The following is a 22,632-nucleotide window of genomic DNA, read 5'->3' as shown; positions in this document are numbered from 1 at the left end:
GCGCCGGACGCGCGCGAGTTCCCGGGCGAGGGCGCGCTTTCGCCGTAAGCGGAGCGCCCCCTCGCTCCCACCCCGAGCAAAAAACGTCCTGGCGCCTCTCTCATGCCGCGCCGCTGTCGGGGCTCCGCTCCGCCAGCACGACGATCCTGTGCGGTTCACGCAGGATGATGCGCTGACGGCCGCTCTCGACGAGGCCTTGGCTCTCCCAGCCGCTTAAGATGCGGCTGACGGTGTGCAGCGTGGTGCCGGTCATCTGTGCGATGTCCTGGCGACTGATCGGGAAGTCGATCTCGATGCCGTGATCGAGCTTCTTGCCGGACTGCTTGGCGAGTCGCAGCAGCACATGCGCGACGCGCTGCTCGACCTGCTGGGTCGACATCTCCAGGATGCGGGTGTGGCTCTCCTGCAGCCGCATGCCCACGGTCTGCATGGTGTTGACGGCGAGCGAGGGAAACCGTTCGACCAGACGCGGCCAGGCCGAATTCGGCCAGACCAGCACCACGCTGTCGTCGACCGCCATCGCGGTCGCGGGGTAGCGGTTGGCTCCGATTGCCATCGCGAGCCCGAAGGTCTCGCCGGGCGCGACATAACGCACGACGATCTGCTCGCCGGTCGGCGTGGTCTTGGCGGCGCGGACGTGGCCGTGCAGCAGCAGGAAGAAGGACTGCGCGTCCGCCCCCTGCTCGAAAATGGCGCTGTTCTTGGGGTAACGGGCCGAGCGGGCCTCGCGCAGGATTTCCTCGAGGTCCTCCGGCTTGAGGCCCCCGAACAGCGGCAAATGCGCAACCAGCGATGTGTCGACCTTGGCCATTCTGTCTCCTTGGCGCTCGGGAGTGTGATGGCACCTGCAATCGTCGGGCAGTTTGCGATAGCGCAAAACGGGCCGGCCTGACGGCAGTATTTTTCCAGGCACCGGTTTGAATTTTCAGGAGTGAACCCATGGCTGGCGCCCGATCCCGCAAATTTGAGGGCTGGCCGCTGTTTGCGAACAGCTTTCGGCCCTTTTTCCTGTTCGCCGCGATCCAGGCCGCCCTGTCGATCCTGGTCTGGCTGCCGATGTTCTATGGCGAGCTGTCGGTGACGTCAGCCTTTGCCCCCCGCGACTGGCATGTCCACGAGATGCTCTACGGCTTCCTGCCTGCGGTCATCACCGGATTTCTGTTCACGGCGATCCCGAACTGGACCGGACGGCTGCCGATCCAGGGCACCTCGCTGGCTGCGCTGCTGGTGGTCTGGATTGCCGGGCGCGTCGCGGTGACGCTGTCTGCCGACATCGGCTGGATGTTCGCGCTCCTCGTCGATGCCGCCTTCCTGGCGCTGGTCGTTGCCGCCGCCACGCGTGAGATCATCGCAGGCGGCAACTGGCGCAATCTGCCCGTGGTGGCGCTCGTGCTGGTGCTGCTTGCCGGCAACATCGCCTTTCACCTCGAAACGCATTTCGAAGGGACGGCCGATGTCGGTATCCGCGCCGGCATCGGCGTGGTCGTACTGTTGATTGCGCTGATCGGCGGTCGCATCATCCCGAGCTTCACCCGCAACTGGCTGGTCAAGTTCAATCCCGGCCGCCTGCCGGTACCGTTCGGACGCTTCGACGGCGCGGTGATCGGGTGCAGCGCGCTCGCACTCATCTCCTGGATCGTGGCGCCATTGAATGCCGTCACCGGCGTCGCGATGGCGCTCGTCGGCGGGCTGCATCTGGCGCGGCTTGCGCGCTGGGCCGGCGACCGCACCACGCGCGAGCGGCTGATCCTGATCCTCCATGTCGGGTACGTCTTCGTGCCGCTCGGCTTTCTCCTGAATGCGTTGGCGGGCTTCGGCGTGCTGGCGCCGAGCGCGGGCATTCACGCCTGGATGACGGGCGCGGCCGGAATCATGACGCTTGCGGTGATGACCCGCGCAAGCCTCGGCCACACCGGACAGGCGCTGACGGCCTCGCCGGCGACACAAGGGATCTATCTCGCGATCATCATCGCGGCGCTGGCGCGCGTCGCCGCGGTGGCGTTGCCCGCTTATGGCAATGCGCTGCTGCACATTGCGGCCTGCGGCTGGGTGGTCGCGTTCCTCGGATTTGCGATCGCGTTCGGTCCGCTGCTCGCTGGCAGCCGCCGACGCGCACTTGCCATCATGGGAATGGCCGCCCCGGCGCGCTGAATCTACGCCGCGGTGGCCGCCGGCCCGCCGGTCAGCGGCGTCCGCGGCCGCGCGCCCTTGCGCCATGCGGAGATGGTGCAGCCAAAGCGTCCGCGGAACCAGCGCGCCATGGCGCTCTGGGCGGAGAAGCCGAGCTGCACGGCGACGTCGGCCAGCGGCCGTCCGGGATCGTCGATCAACTGAGTGACGAGATCGGCGCGCTGCGCATCGAGGATGGCCGAGAAGCTCGTGCCTGATGCGGCAAGGTGGCGGTGGACGGTGCGGCGCGTGCAGGCGAGATGCTCTGCCACGCGCTCGACCGTGCAGTCGCCGCTGGCGAGCAGGATGCGCACGACCTCGTCGACCTTGGCCTCCCAGCTTGAGGGGCGCGTCTCGATCGCCTCGATTCGCTTGCGCAGATAGCTCGCGATCAGCGGATGCGCGCTCGGGACCCGCCGCTCCATGTCGTGCGCCGACAGCACGATTGCATCACCATCCGCGTTGAAGGTCACGCGGCAGCCGAAGAACTCGCGATAGCGCTTGCGGTCGCGGGGCGGCGGATAATGCAGGTGCACCTCCAGCGGCCGCCAAGCGCTGCTGAACAGCGATTGGATGATGCGGTGGACGCTGCCGAGCGCCATGTCGATCGCCTGGCGCGGCGCGGTCGGCCGCCGGCCGCGCAGATGCAGCGTGATCGTCACCGTACGCTTTGCACGCACGACGTCGAGCCGCATGCCGTCATGATGGACATGAATGAAGCGCGAGAAGGCTTCGATGGCCTCGCCGACGGTCGCCTGCTCGCGCACGATCAAGCCGACCGCGCCGAAATTGGTCAGGCCGCCCCGCTCGGCGAGGCGTAGACCGAAATCTTCGGCGCCGGATGCCTCGGCCGACAATTCGAGCAGGCGGCGCAGGCCGGCGACGGCGATGGGCGTATCGGGCTTGTCGAGACAGGTCGGCGGCAGGCGCACCTTGCGCATCATCTGCCTGGGGTCGAGCCCGACCGACCGGGCGACCTCCGGATAATAGCTCAAGCCTGCGCTGCGAATGAGGTCGGTCATGCGACCCGTTCCTGTCGGCCATTCCCGCAGTGTCCCGAAATGTAAAGTTTCTGTCCCGATCCGTCAAATCCGGGAACAGCGCGGAACATACATAAGGAGAACCGAAGCACTGGCGTGAATGCCGTGCTCACAACGGCGCGGCTGGGCGACGGGGCCCGCGGTCGTCTCGGGCCATTTGACCAAGACATTGCTGGATCGGGATGATGCCGGGGAACACGCTTTCCAAGGGTGAGGTATTCGTCATTGAAACTGACGCGACCGCCCGCGAACAACTCTCGACCGCGCTCCAACAGAGCGCCTACGACGTGATCTGCTTCGCCGACGGCGCCTCGCTGCTGTCGGAGGCAAGAGCGCGAATGCCGGCCTGTGTGCTGCTCGAGATGCCGCCGGATCGCTCCGGCCTCGACGTGCTCAAGCGGCTGCGCGAGGAGAACTGCATGGCGCCGGTCCTGGTGACCTCGGCCAATGGCAGCATTTCCATGGCGGTCGACGCCATCAAGGGCGGCGCGGCCGACTTCATCGAAAAGCCGTTCCGCACCCGCGACATCGTCGATCGCGTCGATGCCGCGATCGACGAGTTCGCGCAGCCCGGCTCGAACCGGCGGCGCTGGCTGCCCGGCTGCGAAGCCTTGACCGGGCGCGAAGCCGCCGTGCTCGAACATCTCGCTGCCGGCCTCACCAACAAGGAGATCGCCCGGCGCATGCATCTGAGCGCGCGGACGGTCGAGGGCTACCGCGCCAGCGTTCTGAGGAAGGCCGGCGCGCGCAACGTGACCGATCTGCTCCGCCGCATCTTCGGTCAGGGCTCGCCTGCCCAGATCTGAGGCCGAGCCCGAGTTCGCCCCCTAACGACTCCGCCGCGGGACATGATGCGCTCCGGGGCCACCGTGCCGCCGCGGCGGCGCCCCACGGAAACCCCAATCGAACCAGTTCCTTCCCTGCCGCGTCCAACCACGATGGCGAGGCATCTGATCGCACGCGTCCGGCTGGCGGCGCGGCGATACCGGCAGGAGGGACTTTATGCGCATCACCGCAAGCTATCTGACAACGACGAGCCTGGTTCTCATCGCCATGGCGGTGGCATCGCCGTCATGGGGCGCCGATGTGGACGCGACGTCGGCCATCGACACCGTCACGGTCTATCCGGACGGCGCCACCGTCACCCGCATCATCAATGTCGACCTGCCGTCCGGGGATGCGACGCTGGTCGCCAGGGACTTTCCGCTGGCCCTCGATACGTCCTCCATCCGGGTCGAGGGTGAAGGCGGCGCCAGGCTGACCATCGGCACGATCGATGCGCGGTCGCCGCGCGCGGCACCGGTCAACATGCCCGAGCTGGAAAAGCGGATCGAAGCCCTGAACGACCAGCGCGCCGATCTGCAAGGGGCGATCGACTCGGCCAATGCGCGCCGCAAGTTCGCGGAGCACTTTGCAGAAGCATCGCCCGTTGGCATCGGTGAGAAGGGCGAGGCGCGTCCGATCGCCGAATGGCGCACGGCCTTTGCGGCGGTCGGTGAGGAAATTGCGAGTGCCGATACCGCCATCCGTGATGCGACGCGCAAGTTGCGTGAGATCGATCGCCAGATCGCTCAGCTCGAAGCCGAGCGCAAGGCCAAGCCGCCGAGCAAGCTCGAGGTCCGCATGGACGTTGCCGCGCCGGCTGCGACCAAGGCGACGCTGAGGGTCACTTACAATGTGCGCAATGCGCGCTGGCTGCCGCTCTACGACGCCCGCCTCGACACCGGCGCCAAGGACCGCAAGCCGCAGCTGGAGCTGGTCCGTCGCGCCGAGATCACGCAATCGACCGGCGAGGACTGGTCCAACGTCACGCTCGGCGTCTCCACGGTCCGCATCAGCCGCGGCGGCAGTGCGCCGGAGCTGGGCTCGCTCGTGGCGCAATATCCGCAACCGCAGAGGCCAATGGCCCTCGGCGCGGCCTCCGATCTGGCGCGGCCTGCGCCGATGACGCGTCAGGCACAATCGCCAGCGATGGCGAAGATTGCGGAATCGGCCGAGCCGCGTGAACGCGCCGAGGAACAGCAGGCGGTCGCCGAGATCGGCGACTTCCAGGCCACCTTCAGGATTCCCGGCCGCGTCAGTCTCGGCGCCGCCGAGGGTGCCAAGAGCCTGAAGATCGCGGCAACGACCGTGCCCGCCGATCTGGCGGTGCGCGCCGCGCCGGTCATGGACCCCACCGCCTTCCTCGAAGCCAGCTTCAAGCAGCCCGACGACACGGCATTGTTGCCCGGGAAAGTCGCGATCTACCGTGACGGTGTCTTCGTCGGTCGCGGCAAGATCACGGCGTCGGCCAAGGACGACATCGTGCGACTCGGCTTCGGCGCCGACGACAAGGTCCGAATCGAGCGCGCGGTGCTCAAGCGCAACGAGGGTTCGGCGGGCCTCCTCGTCACGACGTCGAAGACGGACGAGCGTTCGTTCAAGACCACGGTCCGCAACGGCCACGACTTCCCGATCAAGGTTGCGATCGAGGACCAGTTGCCGGTCAGCGAGAACGAGGACATCGTCGTCGAGATGCTGCCGGCGACCACGCCACCGACCGCGAGCAACATCCGCGACAAGCGCGGCGTGCTGGAATGGTCGTTCGACGCCAAGCCCGGCGAGGCCAAGGACATCAATTTCGCCTGGCGCATCCGCTGGCCGAAGGACAAGGGCATGGTGATCGTGCCGTCCGGCTAGGGAGAGCAGCTTTCGCTTCACCTCTCCGCTGGGGAGAGGTGAAGCGCGCCGCGAGCGCAAGTGATCAAATGGGCCTCATCATCTCGACACCGCGCGCATCGATTGCGGCAGCACGTAGGGCACCTCGTCATCGCCCTTGTGGACCACGGCATCGATTTCGAAGATATCGCGGATGATCTCGGGCGTCACGACCTCCGTTCGCGGGCCGTCGGCGGCGAGCCTGCCGCCGTTCAGCACGATGAGGCGATCGGCAAAGCGGATCGCGAGGTTGAGGTCGTGCAGGATCGCCATCACGGCCGTGCCGCCTAACGCACGGCGGCGTGCGGTTTCGACGAGGTCGATCTGGTGGCGCAGGTCGAGGCTCGAGGTCGGCTCGTCCAGCAGCAGAAGTCCCGGACCATGCTGGGCCTCGCCACAGGCGAGCTGCACCAGCACGCGGGCGAAATGGACGCGCTGCTGCTCGCCGCCTGACAGCGTCGGCAATTGCCGGTCTTTGAAATGGGTGAGGCCGACCTCGTCCAGCGCGGCATCCACGAGCGCGCCCGCTTCGCGCAAGCTGCGATCGCCCGCGCCCATCAGCACGATTTCCTCGACCGTGAACGGAAAGGTGACGTTGATGTGCTGGGACAGCACGGCGCGGTGCGCGGCGAGCTCGCGCGGCGTATAGCTGCCGATGTCGCGTTGCTTCAGCCGCACGTCGCCCGCGTTCGGGCGGAGATCGCCGGAGAGCAGTCGCAGCAGCGTCGACTTGCCGGCGCCGTTCGGGCCGATGATGGCGATCATCTCGCCAGCCGCGACAGTCAGGCCAACGCCGTCGAGCAGCGTCGCGCGGCCGGCGCGCTTGACCAGGCTGTGCGCCTCGATCACCGCGGTCATAGCGAAGCGAGCCCGCGCTGCCGCAGCAGGATCCCGAGGAAAACCGGTGCGCCGACGGCCGCGGTCAGGATGCCGATCGGCATCTCCGCCGGCGCCACGATGGTGCGCGCCAGCGTGTCGGCGCCGACCATCAGGATCGCACCGAGCAGCACCGAGGCTGGCAGCAGCAGGCGATGCGCCGGTCCGATGACGAGACGCAACAGATGCGGCACGAGGATGCCGACGAAGCCGATGACACCGCTGATCGAGACTGCGACGCCGGTCATGGCGGAGACCATGATGATCGAGATCCGCTTCAGGCGCTCGACGTCGCCCCCGCCGTGAAAGGCGTCGGCCTCGCCGAGCACCAGCAGATCGAGCCCGCGCGCGATGAAGACGCAAACCACAAGTCCGATGACGAGGATCGGCACGAGCACGGCGGCCTTGGTCCAGGTCGCGCCGCTCATCGATCCGAGCAGCCAGAACGTGATGTCGCGGAGCTGGCGGTCGTCGGCGATGAACACCAGGAGCCCGATGCCGGCATTGGCGATGGCGGTGATGGCGACGCCGGCGAGCAGGAAGATCGTGATCGAGGTTCGCCCCGCGCGGCTGGAGATGCCGTAGAGGATCGCGGTGGTGAGCAGCGAGCCTGCAAAGGCCGCGAGCGGCAACAGCTCGGTCTGGAGGAAGCGGAGCGCTTCGCCGAAGCGTGAATCGGTGAAGACGATCGCGCTTGCCGCCGCGAGCGCGCCGCCGCTGGAGACGCCGACCAGCGCGGGATCGGCGAGCGGATTGCGAAACAGTCCCTGCATGATCGCGCCGGCGGCCGCGAGCAGGCCGCCCACCATCGCTGTCGCCGCGATCCTGGGGATGCGGATCGACCAGAGCACGAGTTGGTCGCGGGCGGTCATGGCCTCTGCACTCGCGTTGCCGGCAAGGCCGAGCGCGGTAGGCAGACGAGAGAGGGGAATGCCGGCTGCACCGACCGTCAGCGCGATGACCGCGATCGCCACGAGCATGACGAAGAGGACAGGGAGGGCAATCGACGCAAATCGTCGTCCGGCGCCAGCTTGCCGCGCACCCGGCGTGTGCGCCCCGACCGTCACGCTCATTGCCGGCAGTTCGCCGCCGACAGAGCCGACGTGAAGGCGCCACTGCCATCGGCCAGCGCCGGATAGAGCTTGACCGAGAGATCGCGCGCCGCCGCGGCCGTGCGCGGACCGAAGCCGAGCAGATAGAGCCCGTCCATGGTGATGAAGCTCTTGTTGGTCGCGACGGGCGTCAGCGCAAAGCCGGGATGGGCATAGACCGCGTCGGCCTGGAGCGAATCCTTGCCGCGCTCGATCGACAGCACGACATCGGGTCTTGCCGCCACGATCGCCTCGTCGCCGATGATCTTGTAGCCGTCGTAATCGTCGACGGCATTGGCCGCGCCGGAGAGCTGGATGATCTCGTCAGCCGCAGTCTTGTGGCCGGCGACCATGGCGCGTCCGTTCTGCAGCGACATCACGAACATCACGCGCACCGGCTTCGTCACCTTGGCACGCAGTGCGCGGAGCTGCGCGAGATCGGCGCCGACCGCAGCGCTCAGGCATTCGGCGCGCGCGTCGACGCCCATGGCGTGACCGACCAGCTTGATCTTCTCGATCAGGCCGTCCTCCGAGAAGGACTCGGGCACCAGCACCAGCGGCACCTTCGCCGTTTCCAGGATGTCCATCGTCTCGCGCGGGCCCGATCCCTGGATCGCCAGGATCAGCGTGGGGTTGAGGCCGAGCACGCCTTCGGCCGAAATCTGGCGCATGTAGCCGACATTGGGCTTGTCATGCAGCGCCGCCGGCGGATAGAGGCTCGTCGTGTCGACGCCGACCAGCCTGCTTTCCAGCCCGAGCGCATAGAGGATCTCGGTGATGGCACCGCCGATCGAGACCGTGCGCGCGAAGTCGGTGACGGCGATGTCGCGATTGCGCGCATCATGCACGATGATACCGGCGGCATGCGCACCGGACGCGAGCGCGAATGTGCCGGAGAGCAGAAGACTTGCAAGGCTGCGACAAAATGTCATTGCGATTTACTTCGTCAGGATCAGCTTGTTCTGCGACGTCAGGCGCAAGCGATAGCTGTCTTCGCCATGTGCGATGATGATCTCGCGCTCGGCCGCAAACAGCTCACGGCTGTCGATCCGGCTCCCTCGCATGGTGAGGGTTCTCGTTGTGGCAGAAGAACTTCCTGCCGGCCCTGCCGCGACGCTGCCGCTGTCTCCGGATGTTGCTGACATTGTAATGTGAATGCACTTTCGAAATTTCAGATGCGTCTGCTTTGTACAGGCGGCGCGAGGCGCATTCCAACGGCAGCAATTTACAATCGATATAAACTGCAACGCGATGTCATTGACCGTCAGAGTGTTGCCACGTAACCAATTGTGGCAGCGGGGTGACGTCCCGCGTTTCGAGAAAACAAGCCAGCCAGTCGTTCGCGTTGCGAGCGCACGCCAGCCAAAGACTCCCAAATCAAAGTGAAGTGCAGGCTGGGGCTGATATGGCTGACGGGGCTAGGTATTCGCGCGCCCTGATTTTAGGCGCGTCGGTGGTTTCAATCGCGGCAATGACGGCGGAGCGTGGTCTCGCGCAGACCGGATCGCCGCAACTCGAAAGTGCGTCGCCGGAAAGGCCGAAGCAGGCCAAGCGCAAGCCGGCAAAGCCGCAAGTCGCGCAGCCGGCAACGCCCGAGGTGATGAACGCCCGCGCTCAGTCGGGCGGCGCGTCGCCTGTGCAAACGCTCGACACCATCACGGTCGCCGCGACCAAGACCCCGGAGCGGGCCATCGATGCGCTGGCCCCGGTCAGCTCGATTTCGCTCGACCAGATCCAGGGGCTTCAGCCGAACCGGTTGTCCGATATCTTCTATGCCGTACCCGGCGTGTCGTTTCAGGAGCGCGGCGACGACCCTGCGACCGTCATCAACATCCGCGGCTTGCAGGATTTCGGCCGTGTCGCGGTCGTCGTCGACGGCGCGCGGCAGAACTACCAGCGTACCGGCCACAATGCCAACGGCTCCTTCTTCCTCGACCCTGAATTGATCGGCGGCGTCGATGTGGTGCGCGGTCCCACCGCGAACATCTACGGCTCCGGCGCGATCGGCGGCGTGGTCTCGTTCCGCACCAAGGACATCAACGACGTGCTGCGCCCCGGCGAGCGTTGGGGTGTCGATCTCTCAGGCTCTTACGGATCCAACAACAATCGCGGCCTCGGCTCCGTGTTCGGCGGCGTACGCGCAACGCCCGACGTCGACATCTTCGGTGGCGCAGTCTATCGCACGCAGGGCAATTACAAGGATGGCAACGGCACCGAGATCGGCAACACCGGCAACCAGGTCGAAGCCGGGCTGATGAAGCTCACGGTGCGGCCGGCGCTCGGTCACGAGGTCAAGTTCGGCGCCGTGTTCCAGGATTATCAATACGACATCGGCCAGTTCAACCGCGGCCCGGTGGTAACGGCGGCCCAGCGCGCGCTATATCAGGGTTCGTCGGTCTATGCGTCCGACGTCAAGAACTACACCGGCACCATCACCTGGAAATACTCGCTGCCGAGCGACAATCTGTTCGACTGGCAGATGTCGGTCTACGGCAACCGCGTCGACAACGACCAGACCAAGACCTACCACTATTCGACCGCAGGCGGGGCCCTTTGTGGCGCCGGCAATTTCGGCAACAACATCTCCGGCTGCGTCGGCGACAAGCGCGGCTATGTCCTCAATACCTTCGGAATCGACGTCAACAACACCACGCGCTTCAACGTCGGCGACTGGCGCAATGCCGTCACCTGGGGTGTCGACGCGTTCCAGGACGACGTGAACACGACGGACAGCCGCGGCAACTCCAACATCACCACGCCGAGCGGCATCCGTACCGTCTCGGGCGGTTTCGTTCAGTTGAAGCAGAACTACAGCACCTGGTTCGAGGCGGTGAGCGCGATCCGCTATGACCGCTACGACCTCGATTCCGGCAGGACCAGCGCCGGCGGAGACCGCTTCTCGCCGAAGATCACGCTCGGCGTCACCCCCGTCGCGGGCTTCCAGCCCTATGTCAGTTACGCGGAAGGCTATCGCGCCCCGTCGATCACCGAGACGGTGATCTCCGGTGCGCACGCGACCGGTGGCGGACCGGCCTTCTTCCCCTGTCCCGATGGCACGGTGGGCCTGTTCTGCTTCCTGCCCAATCCGAACCTTCGTCCTGAAGTCGGCAAGAACAAGGAAGTCGGCTTCAACCTGAAATACGACAGCATCTTCAGCGCCAACGACTCGTTCCGCGGCAAGATCAACCTGTTCCGCAACGACGTCAGCGACTATATCGACCTGGTCGCCTCGGCGCCCGTCCCGGTGCCGCCGTTCGGCTCGTTCAGCCAGTACTATCAGTATCAGAACATCGCCAATGCCCGCATTCAGGGCTTCGAGGCGGAGACGATGTACGACGCCGGCGATTGGTTCATCGGCGTCGCTGGCCACTACATCCAGGGCAAGAACGTCCAGACCAACATTGGGCTGGCGACCATCACGCCGACCAAGGTCGTCACGACCGGTGGTGTTCGCCTGCTCGATCGCACGCTGATCCTGTCGGCGCAGTGGGCCTCGTACGGTCCCAACAACGACGTGCCCGCCAACTATATCCGGGCGACCGGCTACGATCTGGTCAATCTCTATATGACTTACAACGCGACCAGGGACATCGTCTTCACGGCCTCGATCGACAATCTCTTGAACCAGTACTACCGGCCTTACGCCATTCCCGGCAGTTCGACCGACGGCACCTCGCAGAACGACGTGCTCTGGACGAGCCCTGGGCCGGGCAGGGTCTACAAGGCCGGCATGAGGATCCACTTTGGAGGTGCGTAGGCCGAGAGGCACATAGCACGAGCCATATCCGCCGGGCCGCGCTGATGCTCCAGCGCGGCTTCGGCGCGTTTTCGTCTTGATCAGAAGGAGAAACTTTCATGTTCATCGCAATGAATCGTTTTCAGGTGAAGCTCGGTTCCGAAGCCGCGTTCGAGACCGTCTGGCGCACCCGGGAGTCCTATCTCGGTAGCATGGCCGGCTTCATTGAATTCCATCTGCTCAAAGGACCGGTGCTCGAGGACCATACGCTGTATTCCTCGCACACGGTGTGGGTCGACAAGGCTGCTTTCGAAGCCTGGACGCGCTCGGAGGAATTCCGCCGCGCGCATGCGCGTGCCGACAACAAGACCGGCGAAAGCCTCTATCTCGGCCATCCCAAGTTCGAAGGGTTCGAGGTCATCATGACCGAGCGCAAGGCGAACGCGGCCGCCTGAGGTGGCAAGCTAAGGAGCCGGATATGCTGAATACCGATCTCGCCGGTCTCAAGGCGTATATGGTCGACAATCCCGGCGCGGTCATCGAGGATGTCGCGCGAGAGCGGAAGGTCACCCCACGCGCGGTGATCGAGGCGCTGCCGCCATCGATGGTGCTCGTCGGCGGCGGCGAGCATTTCGCCGCTGCCATGCGGGACATCGCCGAATGGGGCGAGGTCACGCTGATCGTGCATACCGACGACGCGATCTTCGAATTCACGGGCGTCATTCCCGCGGGCGAGATCAGCCGCGGCTATTTCAACCTGATGCAGCCGAAAGGATTGCACGGCCACCTGCGCCACGAACGGTGCGCGGGCGTTGCGTTCGTCGAGCGTCCCTTCATGGGCAAGGCGTCGGCCTTCGTTGCCTTCGTCAATGCCGACGGCGGCATCATGTTCAAGGTGTTCGTCGGCCGGGACGAGACCCGGGCGCTGCGCGCGGACCAGTTGGCGCGGTTTCGGCAGCTCGCGCACCGGATCGCGGCGCAGCCCACCGCATAGCTTCTTTCTGTCTGTCAGGAATCAAGATGCAGGGCATTCGTGGGCTTCGGCATGTGATCCCAGCTATCGCGTTGGCGTTCGCACCGGCACCGGCCTTCGCGCTCGACGAAGCGCTGTTGCCGCGCAATCTGTCGCCCTGGGGCATGTTCGTCGGCGCGGACATCATCGTGAAGACGGTGATGGTCGGCCTTGCCGTCGCCTCGCTGGTGACCTGGACGGTGTGGCTCGCCAAGACCATCGAGCTCCGCCGCAAGGGCGCGCTCGCCTTGCAGCGAACGCGGGCGCTCGAAGCCAACATGACACTCGCTGACGCCGCGGCGCGGACCGGAGAGGCGCATGATGCGGTTGCCCAGCTCATCCAGTCCTGCGCCAGGGAAGCCGAGCTCTCCGGTGGCGTCCTCGACGACGGCCTGCAGGAGCGCGTCGCGCTGCGGCTCGAGCGGGTCGAGGCGGCGATGTCGAGGCAGATCGCGCGCGGCACCGGCGTGCTCGCGACCATCGGCGCCACCGCGCCGTTCGTCGGCCTGTTCGGCACCGTCTGGGGCATCATGAATTCCTTCATCGGCATCTCCGAGAGCCATACCACCAGCCTTGCCGTCGTCGCGCCCGGCATCGCGGAGGCGCTGCTCGCCACCGCGCTCGGGCTCGTCGCCGCGATCCCGGCGGTCGTGATCTACAATCACCTCGTCCGCGGCATTGCCAATTACCGCGCGCTGCTCGGCGACGCCTCGGCGCAACTCATGCTGCTGGTGAGCCGCCAGCGCGACCACAGGGGATTCCGCTTGGCGCGGGCGGCGGAGTAGGGCCATGGCCGCAAAGCTCGGCGCATCGAAGCTCGGCTCGCGCGGCGACGCGAGCGATCTCGACGTCACCCACGAGATCAACGTCACGCCGTTCATCGATGTAATGCTGGTGCTTCTGATCATCTTCATGGTGGCCGCACCGCTCGCCACGGTCGACATCGGCGTCGATCTGCCGGCGACCGCCGCCGAGCCCGCGCCGCGGCCGGACAAGCCGGTCTTCGTCACCGTGAAGTCGGATCTTTCGATCGCGATTGGCGAGGAGACCGTGGCCCGCGATGCGCTCGGCACCTCGCTCACCGCCGCCACCAAGGGCCGCAAGGACGAGCGCATCTATCTGCGCGCCGACAAGGCCGTCTCCTATGGCGACTTGATGGAGGTGATGAACAGCCTGCGCAATGCCGGCTATCTCAAGGTCGCCCTCGTCGGCCTCGACGGACGCAGCTGATGGCCGCCGCTAACGCGTTTGCCCTGCACCAGCCGCTCGGCGAGGCGGAGACCGCGCGCTGGAGCGCCTCGGCGGCGGTGATCGTGGCGTTGCACATTGCCGCCGCACTGCTCGCGACGAATTGGCTGAAGCAGGTGCCGGACGAGGGCGTCAACATGCCGGCCATCCTGATCGACATGACGCCGGAGACGTCGGCGCCGCAGTCGACGCCGCTCGACATCGCGCCGGGACCCCTGATGCAGCAGGCGGATGCGTCGCCGCCCGAGCCGGAGCAGCAGCAAGCCGTCGAGGAGATGATTCCGCCGACGCCGCCGCAGGAGAAGCCGGACGTCGTCGCTCCACCGGAGCAGAAGCTCGAGCCGAGCCCGCCGAAGCCCGAGCCCGCGAAAACTGCGCCGGTGCAGAAGCCTGCTCCGGAGAAGCCCAAGGTAGTGCGGCCCGACGCCCGGAAGCCGTCGGATGCGCCTCCCGCGCCCCGCACCAGCGCACCGCCGCGGGCGGAGCGCGAAGCGCCGCTGGCATCGGCCGTGAATGCGGGCTCGGTGGCATCGACGATGGCGACCTACAATCAGCGCGTCCGAGCGCATCTCATGCGCTTCCACCAGTACCCGGCGAGCGCCAACGGACAGAAGGGCGTGGTCACGCTGAACCTCACCCTCGGTCGCGCTGGGCAGGTCTTGTCCAGCCGCATCGGCGGCTCTTCGGGCGTGGCGGTCCTCGATGCTCAGGCCATGGCCATGGTGCGCCAGGCCCAGCCATTCCCACCGGTGCCAGCCGAGATCACCTATGCGACGATGAACATCAAGGTCGGGGTGAAGTTCGGGGATCGGTGATTGGCGAGGATCTCCTCTCCCGCGCGACGCAGGAGAGGAGACGGCAAAGCCGGACCGGGACTTACTTCGCCTTCAGGAAGTCCGCGACCTCGAGCAGCATGAACTCGTCGTCATCGGCCTTGTTGGGATCGCGGCTGGACGAGAACGGCAGGTTGTTGTCGTTGCCGACGATGATGTGGGTGTCGTCGACGCGATCGACGTTCTCGATGGTGAAGAACGGGAAGGTGTAGACGCCGTCGTTGAGCGGCTTCCTCGCCTTCTTGTCGGGATCCTTGATCTTCATGAGGTCGATATAGCCAATCTTGCGGACGGGCTTGCCGACATTGGCGTCGGTGAGCTCGATCTTGTAGACGCGCTTGAACTTGGCAAGGTCGGGGAAGCAGTTGTCGCCGCGGGTGCCTTGCGGGCAGGCCTTGTCGGCGGTGCCTTCGCCGTTGTCACGCTCGATGATGAGGCCGGAGGCCTGATCGATCATGTTGAAGTCGCCGATGGCATTGCCGTTCTGCTCGAACACATATTGCCAGTAGCGGCCGGTGAATTTCTCGGCGGCGACGTCGAATTCGAGAATGCGGGCGGATTCCTTGCCGTCGACCTTCTCCCAGTCCTTCTTGTCGGCGTCCCACAGCGGTCCTTCGAGCAGGCCGTAGAGGAATTTCCCGTCCTTGGACGAAGCAAAGCCCTCATAGCCCTTGGAGCGGCGAAGGTTGACATTGGTGTAGGTCGCCCCCGGCGCGGCCGGCGTTCCCACGGCCCAGTTGTCGGGCGAGCGCACCGGCTTGCCGTCGGCGACCGTATCGAACACGCCGAGGATCTTGCCGGTCTTGTCGGCCTTCAAGATGTAGGGGCCGAACTCGTCGCCGATCCAGAAGGTGTCGCCGATGATCTGGAAGCCCTCGGTGTCGAAATCCGAGCCCGTGAGGTAACGCTTCTGCGTGTCCTCGTGCACGATGCGGAAGGGCACCTTCTTGTCGGGATCGTGCAGGAAGATGGTCTCCTGCCGCTCGATCTTGCCGCTCGCCCAGTCCATCTTGTAGCGGTTCAGGTAGAGCATCGAGTCCGGCGAGTTGGCGCGGGCGCCCATGCCGTTGTCGGTGATCACCCAGAAGGTGCCGTCGGGCATGGTCTTGATGCCGGAATGGCCCTGCAGCGGCTGGCCCTTGAACGGCAGCGACACCCCGGTCGCCCGTTCGTAGGACTTGCCCATCACGGTGCCGAGCGCGTCGACGCGCTTGCCCGTGGTGTATTTGCCCGAGGTCTTGAGGTCAGCGGGCGCGTCAGCCGGTGCGTCGATGAAGGTCGCGGCCGGCATCACCACGTGACCGGCAAGCTTGGCCGGGAATTCACCTTCGCTCTGCGCGAGAGCCGAGCTCGCGGTGAGAATGATCGTTGCGACGGTGCTGAGAAAAGTGGCGCGCATGTGCGTCTCCTGTTGGCGGACGACGCCTTATGCGGATCGCGTGTTGCAGTTTTGTGAAGCTGGGCCAAAAGGCCGCAGCCGCCATCTACTCCTTTACCGCGCCCGTCAGCGAGGACACGTAATAGTCGACGAACAGCGAGTAGAACACCGCAACCGGCAGTGAGCCGAGCAGCGATCCCGCCATCAGTGCTCCCCACTGATAGACGTCACCGGTGACGAGCTCGGTCAGGATGGCGACCGGCACGGTCTTGTTGGCGCCGCTCTGGATGAAGGCGAGCGCGTAGATGAACTCGTTCCAGGATAGCGTGAAGGAGAAGATGCCGGCCGAGATCAGCCCGGGCACCGCCAGCGGCAGCGTGATCCGCCGCAGGATCTGTAGCCGTGTGGCGCCGTCGACCAGCGCGCATTCCTCGAGCTCGTAGGGGATCGACTTGAAATAGCCGATCAGAAGCCAGGTGCAGAACGGCACCAGGAAGGTCGGATAGACCAGGATCAGCGCCATCGGCGAGTCGAACAGGCCGAACTGCACCACGACGGTGGCGAGCGGAATGAACAGGATCGACGGCGGCACCAGATATGCCAGATAGATGCCGAGACCGACATAAGGACTGCCGCGGAAGCGCAGGCGTTCGATGGCATAGGCGGCCAGCGTGCTCGCGATCAGCGACAGCGTCGTCGATCCGATCGCAACCAGCATCGTGGTCCACAGCCAGCGCGGATAGGCGGTGTTGAACAGGAGGTGCTTGATGTGCGCCAGCGTCGGCGAGGAGATCCAGAACGGATTGTGGTCCTTGTAGTTCAATAGTTCCGCGTTCGGCTTGAACGAGGTGATCGCCATCCAGTAGAACGGGAACAGCAGGATGATCACGAAGCAGCCGAGCGGCAGATAGATCATCATCAGCCGCCGCAGCCCGGAGTCCCAGGCCATGGTGTCGGGCGCGGCCTTGGCGTCCGCGACAGCCGGTTGAGCGACGGTATCAGTCATTGCTCTCTCCCTGCTGCCATTTGCGGCGCGCCAGGCCGAAATATGAGAACAGCGTCGCGAACACCAGGAACGGGATCATCGACACCGCGATCGCGGCACCCTCGCCGAGCTCGCCGCCGGCGATGCCGCGCTGGAAGGCAAGCGTCGCCAACAGGTGAGTCGAGTTCACGGGGCCACCGCGGGTGATGGCATAGACCAGCTGGAAATCGGTGAAGGTGAAGATGATCGAGAAGGTCATGACGATGGCGAGGATCGGCATCATCATCGGGAAGGTGATGTAGCGGAAGCGCTGCCAGGCGCTGGCGCCGTCGAGCATCGCGGCCTCGTAGAGCGAGGGCGAGATGGTCTGAAGCCCCGCCAGCAGCGAGATCGCGACGAAGGGGATGCCGCGCCAGATATTGGCCGCGATCAGCGAGAACCGCGCCGGCCAGGGCGAGCCGAGGAAGTCGATATTGCTGTCGCGCCAGTGCAGCACGTCGACCAGGAGATAGGAGATGATCGAGAATTGCGGATCGTAAATCCACCAGAACGCCAGTGCCGAGAGAACCGTCGGCACGATCCATGGCAGCAGCACGATGGCGCGGAGCAGGCTCTTGAACGGAAAATGGTTGTTGAGCAGCAGCGCGAGCCAGAAGCCGAGCGCAAATTTCCCGAAGGTTGCGATCGCCGTGTAGAACACGCTGTAGAACACCGCACCCCACCACAGAGGATCGGTGAGCAGGTACTGGAAATTTTCCAGCCCGATGAAGATGCCGCGCCGGCCGATCGTGGTGTCGGTGAAGGCCAGCCAGATGCCGAGACCGAGCGGGTAGGTGAGGAAGACGGCGAGCAGCCCGATCGCGGGTGCAAGGCACATCACGATCAGGAACGGCTTGTAGTCGAACAGCCGTACCAGCCAGCTCGGTTGCCGGTGCGCGAGGGCCGTAGGAGAGAAGGTCGTCACGGACATCAGGGCGTTGTCCTGTCGTTGAAGGTCTCTACACCGTCATTGCGAACGGAACGAAGCAATCCAGTCTGGCTGTGCGGACAGTCTGGATTGCTTCGTCGCAAGTTCTCCTCGCTATGACGGCGGCGTTGTCGATGCTTACCGGTTTTGCCGCCGGAAGTATCGCTTGCAGCGCTGCTCCGCCTCCGCAGCCGCGGCTTCGGGTGTTGCCGCACCGGTCGCCACCGAAGCGAACATCTGCACCGTCACATAATCCGCGCGAACTGCACCCGTCGCAGTCGAGATCGGCCCCTTGTAGCCGGCATAATACTTGCTGTTCATGGTGTCCTTGAAGATCGCCACCTTGGGATCGCCCTTCCAGACGGCTGCATCGGCATAGGCGGCCAGCGGCTGCGACCAATATCCGCTATTGGCGTTGAGCCAGGGCTCGTACTGGTCCTTTTCCAGCATGTATTGCAGGAGCGCCTTCGCGGCATTCGGATACTGGCTGTGCTTGAACACCATGGCATTCAGCGTCAGTCCCGACATCGGCGCGGCCGCCGCAAGACCCTTCGGCAGCAGCTGATGTTCGGAATCTTCGGCGATGGCGGCGGTCGCGGGATCATTCTTCAGCGAGAAATACAGCGAGACGCCGTTCGCCGTCAGCCCGATTTCCTGCGAGGAATACGCGCGGTTGTTGCTGACGTCGTTCCAGGAGGGCGTGCCGGCAATGAAGGTCGGATAAAGCTCCTTCACGTAGTTGAGCGCGGCGATCGTCTCCTTGCTGTTGATGGTGACATTGCCTTCCTCATCCAGCAATGCGGCGTTGTGCGCCCACATCATCCAGTCCGCAAAGCCGTTGCCGTCGCCGACGGCATTGCCCAGTGCAAAGCCTGCGGGCTTGCCAGCCTTGTGCAGCTTCTTGCAGAGGTCCATGAAGCCGGGAAGGTCGTCCGGCGCCTTGTCGAACCCGACGGATTTGAGCACGGACTTGCGATAGATCAGGGGGCCGGCGGTGGCGCCGAACGGTAGCCCGATCCAGGTCTCGCTCTTGGCCTTCTTGCCGTAGGCTTTGGCAAGATTCTGCCAGCCGCCGTACTTCTTGCCGAGATAGTCGGCGACGTCGGTGAGCTCGACCAGCTTGTCGACATAGATGTGCGGGGCATCGGAGAAGCCGATGATGATGTCGGGGCCGGCGCCGGAATTCGAGGTCACCGCGGTCTGCTGGTTGATGTCTTCCCAGCCGACGAAGTCGACCTTGACCTCGACCCCGGTCTCCTTGGTGAACTTTGCCACATTGGCGCGGAACACGTCCTCGTCGGCCTGGACGAAGCGCACCGGGCGCAGCATGCGCAAGGATGCGCCCTTCTCGATGTCGCGCTTGGGCGCCGCCACATCGGCCGCTTTGATCGTCGATGACGTTTGCGCTGCAGCACCAGTGGCCGCGAGCGTTGCAGCGGATAGGCCCAGCGCCAAGGCATCACGACGGGTGATGTCGTTCCTCATCAGTTCCTCCCTTGATGTCTCCCTTCCCGGCGTTGATCGCCGGTGAAGGGCCGTTTCGGTCTTTGACGCGTTCGCGCCGGCCCGTCTAGCTGTTCGGCCCGCGATCCATGCTGACAGGCTGCCAGCGGCGGAGCGCGGTGCTTTGCAGCACCGACGGATTGACGCAGCTTACCGGCCACATGCCCTGAAGCACCAGTGACAATTCGTAGCCCACGCGGCGCTTGCGCGCCTCGTCGAACCGTGCCGAGGCCGAGGCGACGTGGGCGGTCAGGGTCACGTTTTCCATGCCGAGCAGCGGATTGTTGTGCGAGGGCGGTTCCTTCTCCAGCACGTCCAGGGCGGCATGCGCGATCCAGCCCTCCTGCAACGCCTTGATCAGGCTCTCCTCGTCCACCGTGGCGCCGCGGCCGGTGTTGATGAAGATCGAGCCTTTCTTCATCTGCCGGAAGTGCTTCTCGGTCAGCATGTGATGCACCTCGGGCCTTGCAGGGGCGTGCATCGAGACGAAGTCGGATTGCGACAGCACCTCGTTCAGCGTCGCCGGAACCACGCCGTGGTCGTACATCAGCGTTTCCTGGATGAAGGGATCATAGGCCATCATGCGCAGGCCGAAGGGCGCCGCACGTTTCGCGACCGCACGCGCGACACGGCCGAACGAGATGAAGCCGAGCGTCTGGCCCATCAGCCGGGGAACCTTGAGCAGTGCCGGCCGGCCCTCGGCCCAGCGGCCGTCACGCACCATGCGGTCCTGCTCGACCAGGCGGCGGAAGCCCGCGAGCAGCAGCATCATGGCGTGGTCGGCGACCTCCTCGATGAATGTGTCGGGGATATTTGTGACGGGAATGCCGCGGGCGGTGGCAGCCTTGACGTCGACGCTGTCGACGCCGACCGAGCCGAGCGTGATGACCTTGCAGCCCTCGAGCGCGTCGATGATCGTCTTGGTGATCGGAATGCCCTTGGCGTAGATGGCGTCGGCGGATTTGGCGGCGGCGATGAATCCGGCCTCGTCGGCCGGCGCCTCGACGATCTCGGCATCGATCGGATCGAGCGCTTCGCGCTCAAAGGAATAGTCGCTGCCTGCGACCGTGAAGCTCGCGCCCTTCGGCGTCACCACCCTGTATTTCGGCATTTCTTAGCTCCCGATTTGGTCTGTCGGTTCTTGTTGTGACCCGACATCAGCGGCGGGCCTTTGCGTCTTTTACGCGAAATCCGGACCTGTGCGTACAATCGCCGGTTGCCGGTGCGGCGATTTATTCGCCCGTTTTGGCCTGCGCTCCGGGCTTCTACGGAGCGGCCCGTAACAGGTTGATAAGGGGTCACACACTAAAAGTTGTTTCAATTTCGATCGATTCACTCGCGTGCCCGTATTTCCTTATCTCCGGAGCCTTCCCGTGAAGTTGAGCAATATGAAGATCGCCTCCAAGCTCGGCATCCTCGTCGCCGTCACCTTGTTGGGGCTGTGCATCTCCGGTCTTCTCGCCGGCTATCTAATGAAGCGCGAGATGGTCAATGCGCGCATCGATCAAGCCAAGTCGATCGTCGATCTCGGTCGCAATTACGCCGCCGCGCTCAAGAAGCGCGTCGATGCCGGCGAGCTGACCAAGGACGCGGCGATGGCCGACCTTCGCCGCTACGGCAACGCGATGACCTACGACAACGGCTCGGGCTATTTGTTCGGCACGTCCTATGACGGCATCACCCAGCTCGCGCCCGATCCGAAGCAGATCGGCACCAACCGCATGGATGTCGTGACCAACGGCCGCAAGCTGTCCGTCGAGCTGATGGACGGCGTCAAGGCCAACGGCTCGATCCTGCTGTATTATGAATATGTGAAGCCCGGCCAGGAGACACCGATCCGCAAGATCGGCTACGCGGTCGCGATTCCCGGCTTTGACATGTATCTCGGCACCGGCGCCTATCTCGACGACATCGATGCCAAGATGGGCCCGGTGTTCTGGTCGCTCGGCCTCGCTATCCTCGGCATCCTCGTCGTTGCAGGTGGCGTCGCCTGGCTGCTCGGCCGCAGCATCAGCGGGCCGCTTGCGCTGCTCGGCGCTCGCATGAAGGACCTCGCCGACGGCAAGCTCGATGGCGATATTCCCGGCGTCGGCCGTGGCGACGAGGTCGGCGAAATGGCCTCGACCGTCCAGATCTTCAAGGACAACGCCGTTCGTATCCGCGACCTCGAGAAGACCGAGGCGGATGCCAAGGATCGTGCCGCGGCGGAACGTCGCAGCGCGATGGAGGGCATCGCCAACGACTTCGAACGCAGCGTCAACGGCATCGTCCGCTCGGTCTCCTCGGCCGCCGCCGGCATGCAGAGCACGGCGCAGTCGATGACTGCGACCGCGAGCGACGCCTCCTCGCGTGCGGCGACGGTCGGCACGGCCTCGCAAAAGGCTTCCGGCAATGTCGGCACGGTCGCGGCTGCCGCCGAAGAGCTGTCGAGCTCGGTTGCGGAAATCTCCCGCCAGGTCACCCGCTCGACCGAAGTCGCAAGCCGCGCCGTCAGCGACGCCGAGCGCACCAACGCCACCGTGCAGGTGCTCTCGACCGGCGCCGAGAAGATCGGCGAGGTCGTCAAGTTGATCCATTCGATCGCCGCGCAGACCAACCTGCTCGCGCTCAACGCCACCATCGAGGCGGCACGCGCCGGCGAATCCGGCCGCGGTTTCGCGGTCGTCGCCTCCGAGGTCAAGGCGCTCGCCAACCAGACCGCGAAGGCAACCGAGGAGATCTCCGCGCAGGTCGCGGCGATGCAGACCTCGACCAGCGACGCGGTCACGGCCATCTCCGGCATCACCCAGACCATCGCCGAGATGAGCGAGATCACCGCCGGCATCTCCGCATCGATCGAGCAGCAGGGCGAAGCCACCCGCGAGATCGCCCGCAACATCCAGTCGGTCGCGGCCGGCTCGAGCGAGATCAACGCCCATATCGGCAGCGTCACCTCGGCCGCGGAAGCGACCGGCCATGCTGCCACCGACGTGCTCACCAACGCCCGCGAGCTGGACAATCAGTCCGGCGCGCTGCGCAGCGCCGTCGACAGCTTCCTCGCCAAGGTGCGCGCGGCGTAAGTCTTGCGCTGAATTCGTAGGGTGGGCAAAGACGCGAA

The 22,632-nt window shown here is 65.2% G+C and carries 21 protein-coding genes; 10 read left to right on the top strand and 11 right to left on the bottom strand.

What is annotated here, in order from left to right; all coding sequences use genetic code 11:
* Positions 1 to 100: 100 nt before the first annotated feature.
* Positions 101 to 811 carry a Crp/Fnr family transcriptional regulator gene (locus HAP40_RS32840; RefSeq protein ID WP_166813450.1) on the bottom strand — a complete coding sequence of 237 codons (711 nt, stop codon included), beginning with the start codon at positions 809 to 811 and terminating at the stop codon, positions 101 to 103.
* A gap of 128 nt (positions 812 to 939) precedes the next feature.
* Between HAP40_RS32840 and HAP40_RS32835 the strand changes: the two genes are divergently transcribed.
* Positions 940 to 2,151, top strand: coding sequence for an NnrS family protein (locus HAP40_RS32835; RefSeq protein WP_166813452.1), 1,212 nt, complete (start codon positions 940 to 942; stop codon positions 2,149 to 2,151).
* A gap of 2 nt (positions 2,152 to 2,153) precedes the next feature.
* Here HAP40_RS32835 and HAP40_RS32830 read toward each other — a convergent pair whose 3' ends face one another.
* On the bottom strand, positions 2,154 to 3,191 hold the full coding sequence (locus HAP40_RS32830; protein ID WP_166813454.1) for an AraC family transcriptional regulator: 1,038 nt from the start codon (positions 3,189 to 3,191) through the stop codon (positions 2,154 to 2,156).
* A gap of 203 nt (positions 3,192 to 3,394) precedes the next feature.
* Here HAP40_RS32830 and HAP40_RS32825 point away from each other — a divergent pair, with 203 nt between their 5' ends.
* Positions 3,395 to 4,015, top strand: a complete 621-nt coding sequence (locus HAP40_RS32825) for a response regulator transcription factor (protein WP_166813456.1) — start codon at positions 3,395 to 3,397, stop codon at positions 4,013 to 4,015.
* Positions 4,016 to 4,211: 196 nt separating this feature from the next.
* Positions 4,212 to 5,888, top strand: coding sequence for a mucoidy inhibitor MuiA family protein (locus HAP40_RS32820; protein WP_166813458.1), 1,677 nt, complete (start codon positions 4,212 to 4,214; stop codon positions 5,886 to 5,888).
* Between the two features lie 78 nt (positions 5,889 to 5,966).
* On the opposite strand, the gene HAP40_RS32815 is transcribed toward HAP40_RS32820, so the two are convergent.
* The 4 genes from HAP40_RS32815 to HAP40_RS32800 are packed head-to-tail and all read right to left on the bottom strand — an operon-like array spanning position 5,967 to position 9,018.
* Positions 5,967 to 6,764 (bottom strand): heme ABC transporter ATP-binding protein, encoded by a 798-nt coding sequence (locus tag HAP40_RS32815; protein WP_166813460.1) that lies wholly within the window; start codon positions 6,762 to 6,764, stop codon positions 5,967 to 5,969.
* The gene (locus HAP40_RS32810) at positions 6,761 to 7,855 is read right to left on the bottom strand and encodes a FecCD family ABC transporter permease (protein WP_166813462.1); all 1,095 of its coding nucleotides are present in this window, start codon (positions 7,853 to 7,855) and stop codon (positions 6,761 to 6,763) included. The genes HAP40_RS32815 and HAP40_RS32810 overlap by 4 nt, the downstream gene beginning before the upstream one ends.
* Positions 7,852 to 8,805, bottom strand: coding sequence for a heme/hemin ABC transporter substrate-binding protein (locus tag HAP40_RS32805; protein ID WP_166813464.1), 954 nt, complete (start codon positions 8,803 to 8,805; stop codon positions 7,852 to 7,854). Before HAP40_RS32805 ends, HAP40_RS32810 begins: the two co-directional genes overlap by 4 nt.
* Before the next feature lie 6 nt (positions 8,806 to 8,811).
* Complete coding sequence (locus tag HAP40_RS32800; protein ID WP_246556593.1) at positions 8,812 to 9,018, bottom strand: hemin uptake protein HemP; 207 nt, start codon at positions 9,016 to 9,018, stop codon at positions 8,812 to 8,814.
* 260 nt (positions 9,019 to 9,278) lie between these two features.
* Here HAP40_RS32800 and HAP40_RS32795 point away from each other — a divergent pair, with 260 nt between their 5' ends.
* The 6 genes from HAP40_RS32795 to HAP40_RS32770 all read left to right on the top strand — a co-directional run bounded on the left by HAP40_RS32795 (position 9,279) and on the right by HAP40_RS32770 (position 14,684).
* Complete coding sequence (locus tag HAP40_RS32795) at positions 9,279 to 11,630, top strand: TonB-dependent hemoglobin/transferrin/lactoferrin family receptor (RefSeq protein WP_166813466.1); 2,352 nt, start codon at positions 9,279 to 9,281, stop codon at positions 11,628 to 11,630.
* Between the two features lie 98 nt (positions 11,631 to 11,728).
* Entirely contained in the window at positions 11,729 to 12,064 is a 336-nt protein-coding gene (locus tag HAP40_RS32790; RefSeq protein WP_166813468.1) for an antibiotic biosynthesis monooxygenase family protein, read from the top strand.
* A gap of 23 nt (positions 12,065 to 12,087) precedes the next feature.
* On the top strand, positions 12,088 to 12,603 hold the full coding sequence (hutX, locus tag HAP40_RS32785) for a heme utilization cystosolic carrier protein HutX (protein WP_166813479.1): 516 nt from the start codon (positions 12,088 to 12,090) through the stop codon (positions 12,601 to 12,603).
* A gap of 26 nt (positions 12,604 to 12,629) precedes the next feature.
* Complete coding sequence (gene exbB, locus HAP40_RS32780) at positions 12,630 to 13,406, top strand: tonB-system energizer ExbB (RefSeq protein WP_166813481.1); 777 nt, start codon at positions 12,630 to 12,632, stop codon at positions 13,404 to 13,406.
* A 4-nt stretch (positions 13,407 to 13,410) separates the two neighbouring features.
* Complete coding sequence (gene exbD, locus HAP40_RS32775) at positions 13,411 to 13,851, top strand: TonB system transport protein ExbD (RefSeq protein WP_166813483.1); 441 nt, start codon at positions 13,411 to 13,413, stop codon at positions 13,849 to 13,851.
* A complete protein-coding gene (locus HAP40_RS32770) occupies positions 13,851 to 14,684 on the top strand; it encodes a TonB family protein (protein WP_166813485.1) in 834 nt (277 codons plus the stop codon). Before exbD ends, HAP40_RS32770 begins: the two co-directional genes overlap by 1 nt.
* Before the next feature lie 61 nt (positions 14,685 to 14,745).
* Here the strand turns inward: HAP40_RS32770 and HAP40_RS32765 are convergent, their stop codons facing one another.
* From HAP40_RS32765 to HAP40_RS32745, 5 genes are all read right to left on the bottom strand, one after another.
* Positions 14,746 to 16,101 carry an esterase-like activity of phytase family protein gene (locus HAP40_RS32765; RefSeq protein WP_166813487.1) on the bottom strand — a complete coding sequence of 452 codons (1,356 nt, stop codon included), beginning with the start codon at positions 16,099 to 16,101 and terminating at the stop codon, positions 14,746 to 14,748.
* An 85-nt stretch (positions 16,102 to 16,186) separates the two neighbouring features.
* Positions 16,187 to 17,086 carry a carbohydrate ABC transporter permease gene (locus tag HAP40_RS32760; protein WP_166813489.1) on the bottom strand — a complete coding sequence of 300 codons (900 nt, stop codon included), beginning with the start codon at positions 17,084 to 17,086 and terminating at the stop codon, positions 16,187 to 16,189.
* The gene (locus tag HAP40_RS32755; protein ID WP_166813491.1) at positions 17,079 to 18,035 is read right to left on the bottom strand and encodes a carbohydrate ABC transporter permease; all 957 of its coding nucleotides are present in this window, start codon (positions 18,033 to 18,035) and stop codon (positions 17,079 to 17,081) included. Before HAP40_RS32755 ends, HAP40_RS32760 begins: the two co-directional genes overlap by 8 nt.
* 135 nt (positions 18,036 to 18,170) lie before the next feature.
* Positions 18,171 to 19,517 carry an ABC transporter substrate-binding protein gene (locus HAP40_RS32750; RefSeq protein WP_166813493.1) on the bottom strand — a complete coding sequence of 449 codons (1,347 nt, stop codon included), beginning with the start codon at positions 19,515 to 19,517 and terminating at the stop codon, positions 18,171 to 18,173.
* 85 nt (positions 19,518 to 19,602) lie between these two features.
* The gene (locus tag HAP40_RS32745) at positions 19,603 to 20,646 is read right to left on the bottom strand and encodes a C-terminal binding protein (protein WP_166813495.1); all 1,044 of its coding nucleotides are present in this window, start codon (positions 20,644 to 20,646) and stop codon (positions 19,603 to 19,605) included.
* Positions 20,647 to 20,908: 262 nt separating this feature from the next.
* Here HAP40_RS32745 and HAP40_RS32740 point away from each other — a divergent pair, with 262 nt between their 5' ends.
* Positions 20,909 to 22,594: a methyl-accepting chemotaxis protein gene (locus HAP40_RS32740; protein ID WP_166813497.1), complete on the top strand. Its 1,686-nt coding sequence runs from the start codon at positions 20,909 to 20,911 to the stop codon at positions 22,592 to 22,594.
* Positions 22,595 to 22,632 lie beyond the last annotated feature (38 nt).

Origin of the sequence: Bradyrhizobium sp. 1(2017), assembly GCF_011602485.2 — a bacterium.
Classification (GTDB): domain Bacteria; phylum Pseudomonadota; class Alphaproteobacteria; order Rhizobiales; family Xanthobacteraceae; genus Bradyrhizobium.
The sequence above is the reverse complement of the archived record's forward strand: the minus strand, read 5'-3'. Positions and strand labels throughout refer to the sequence as shown.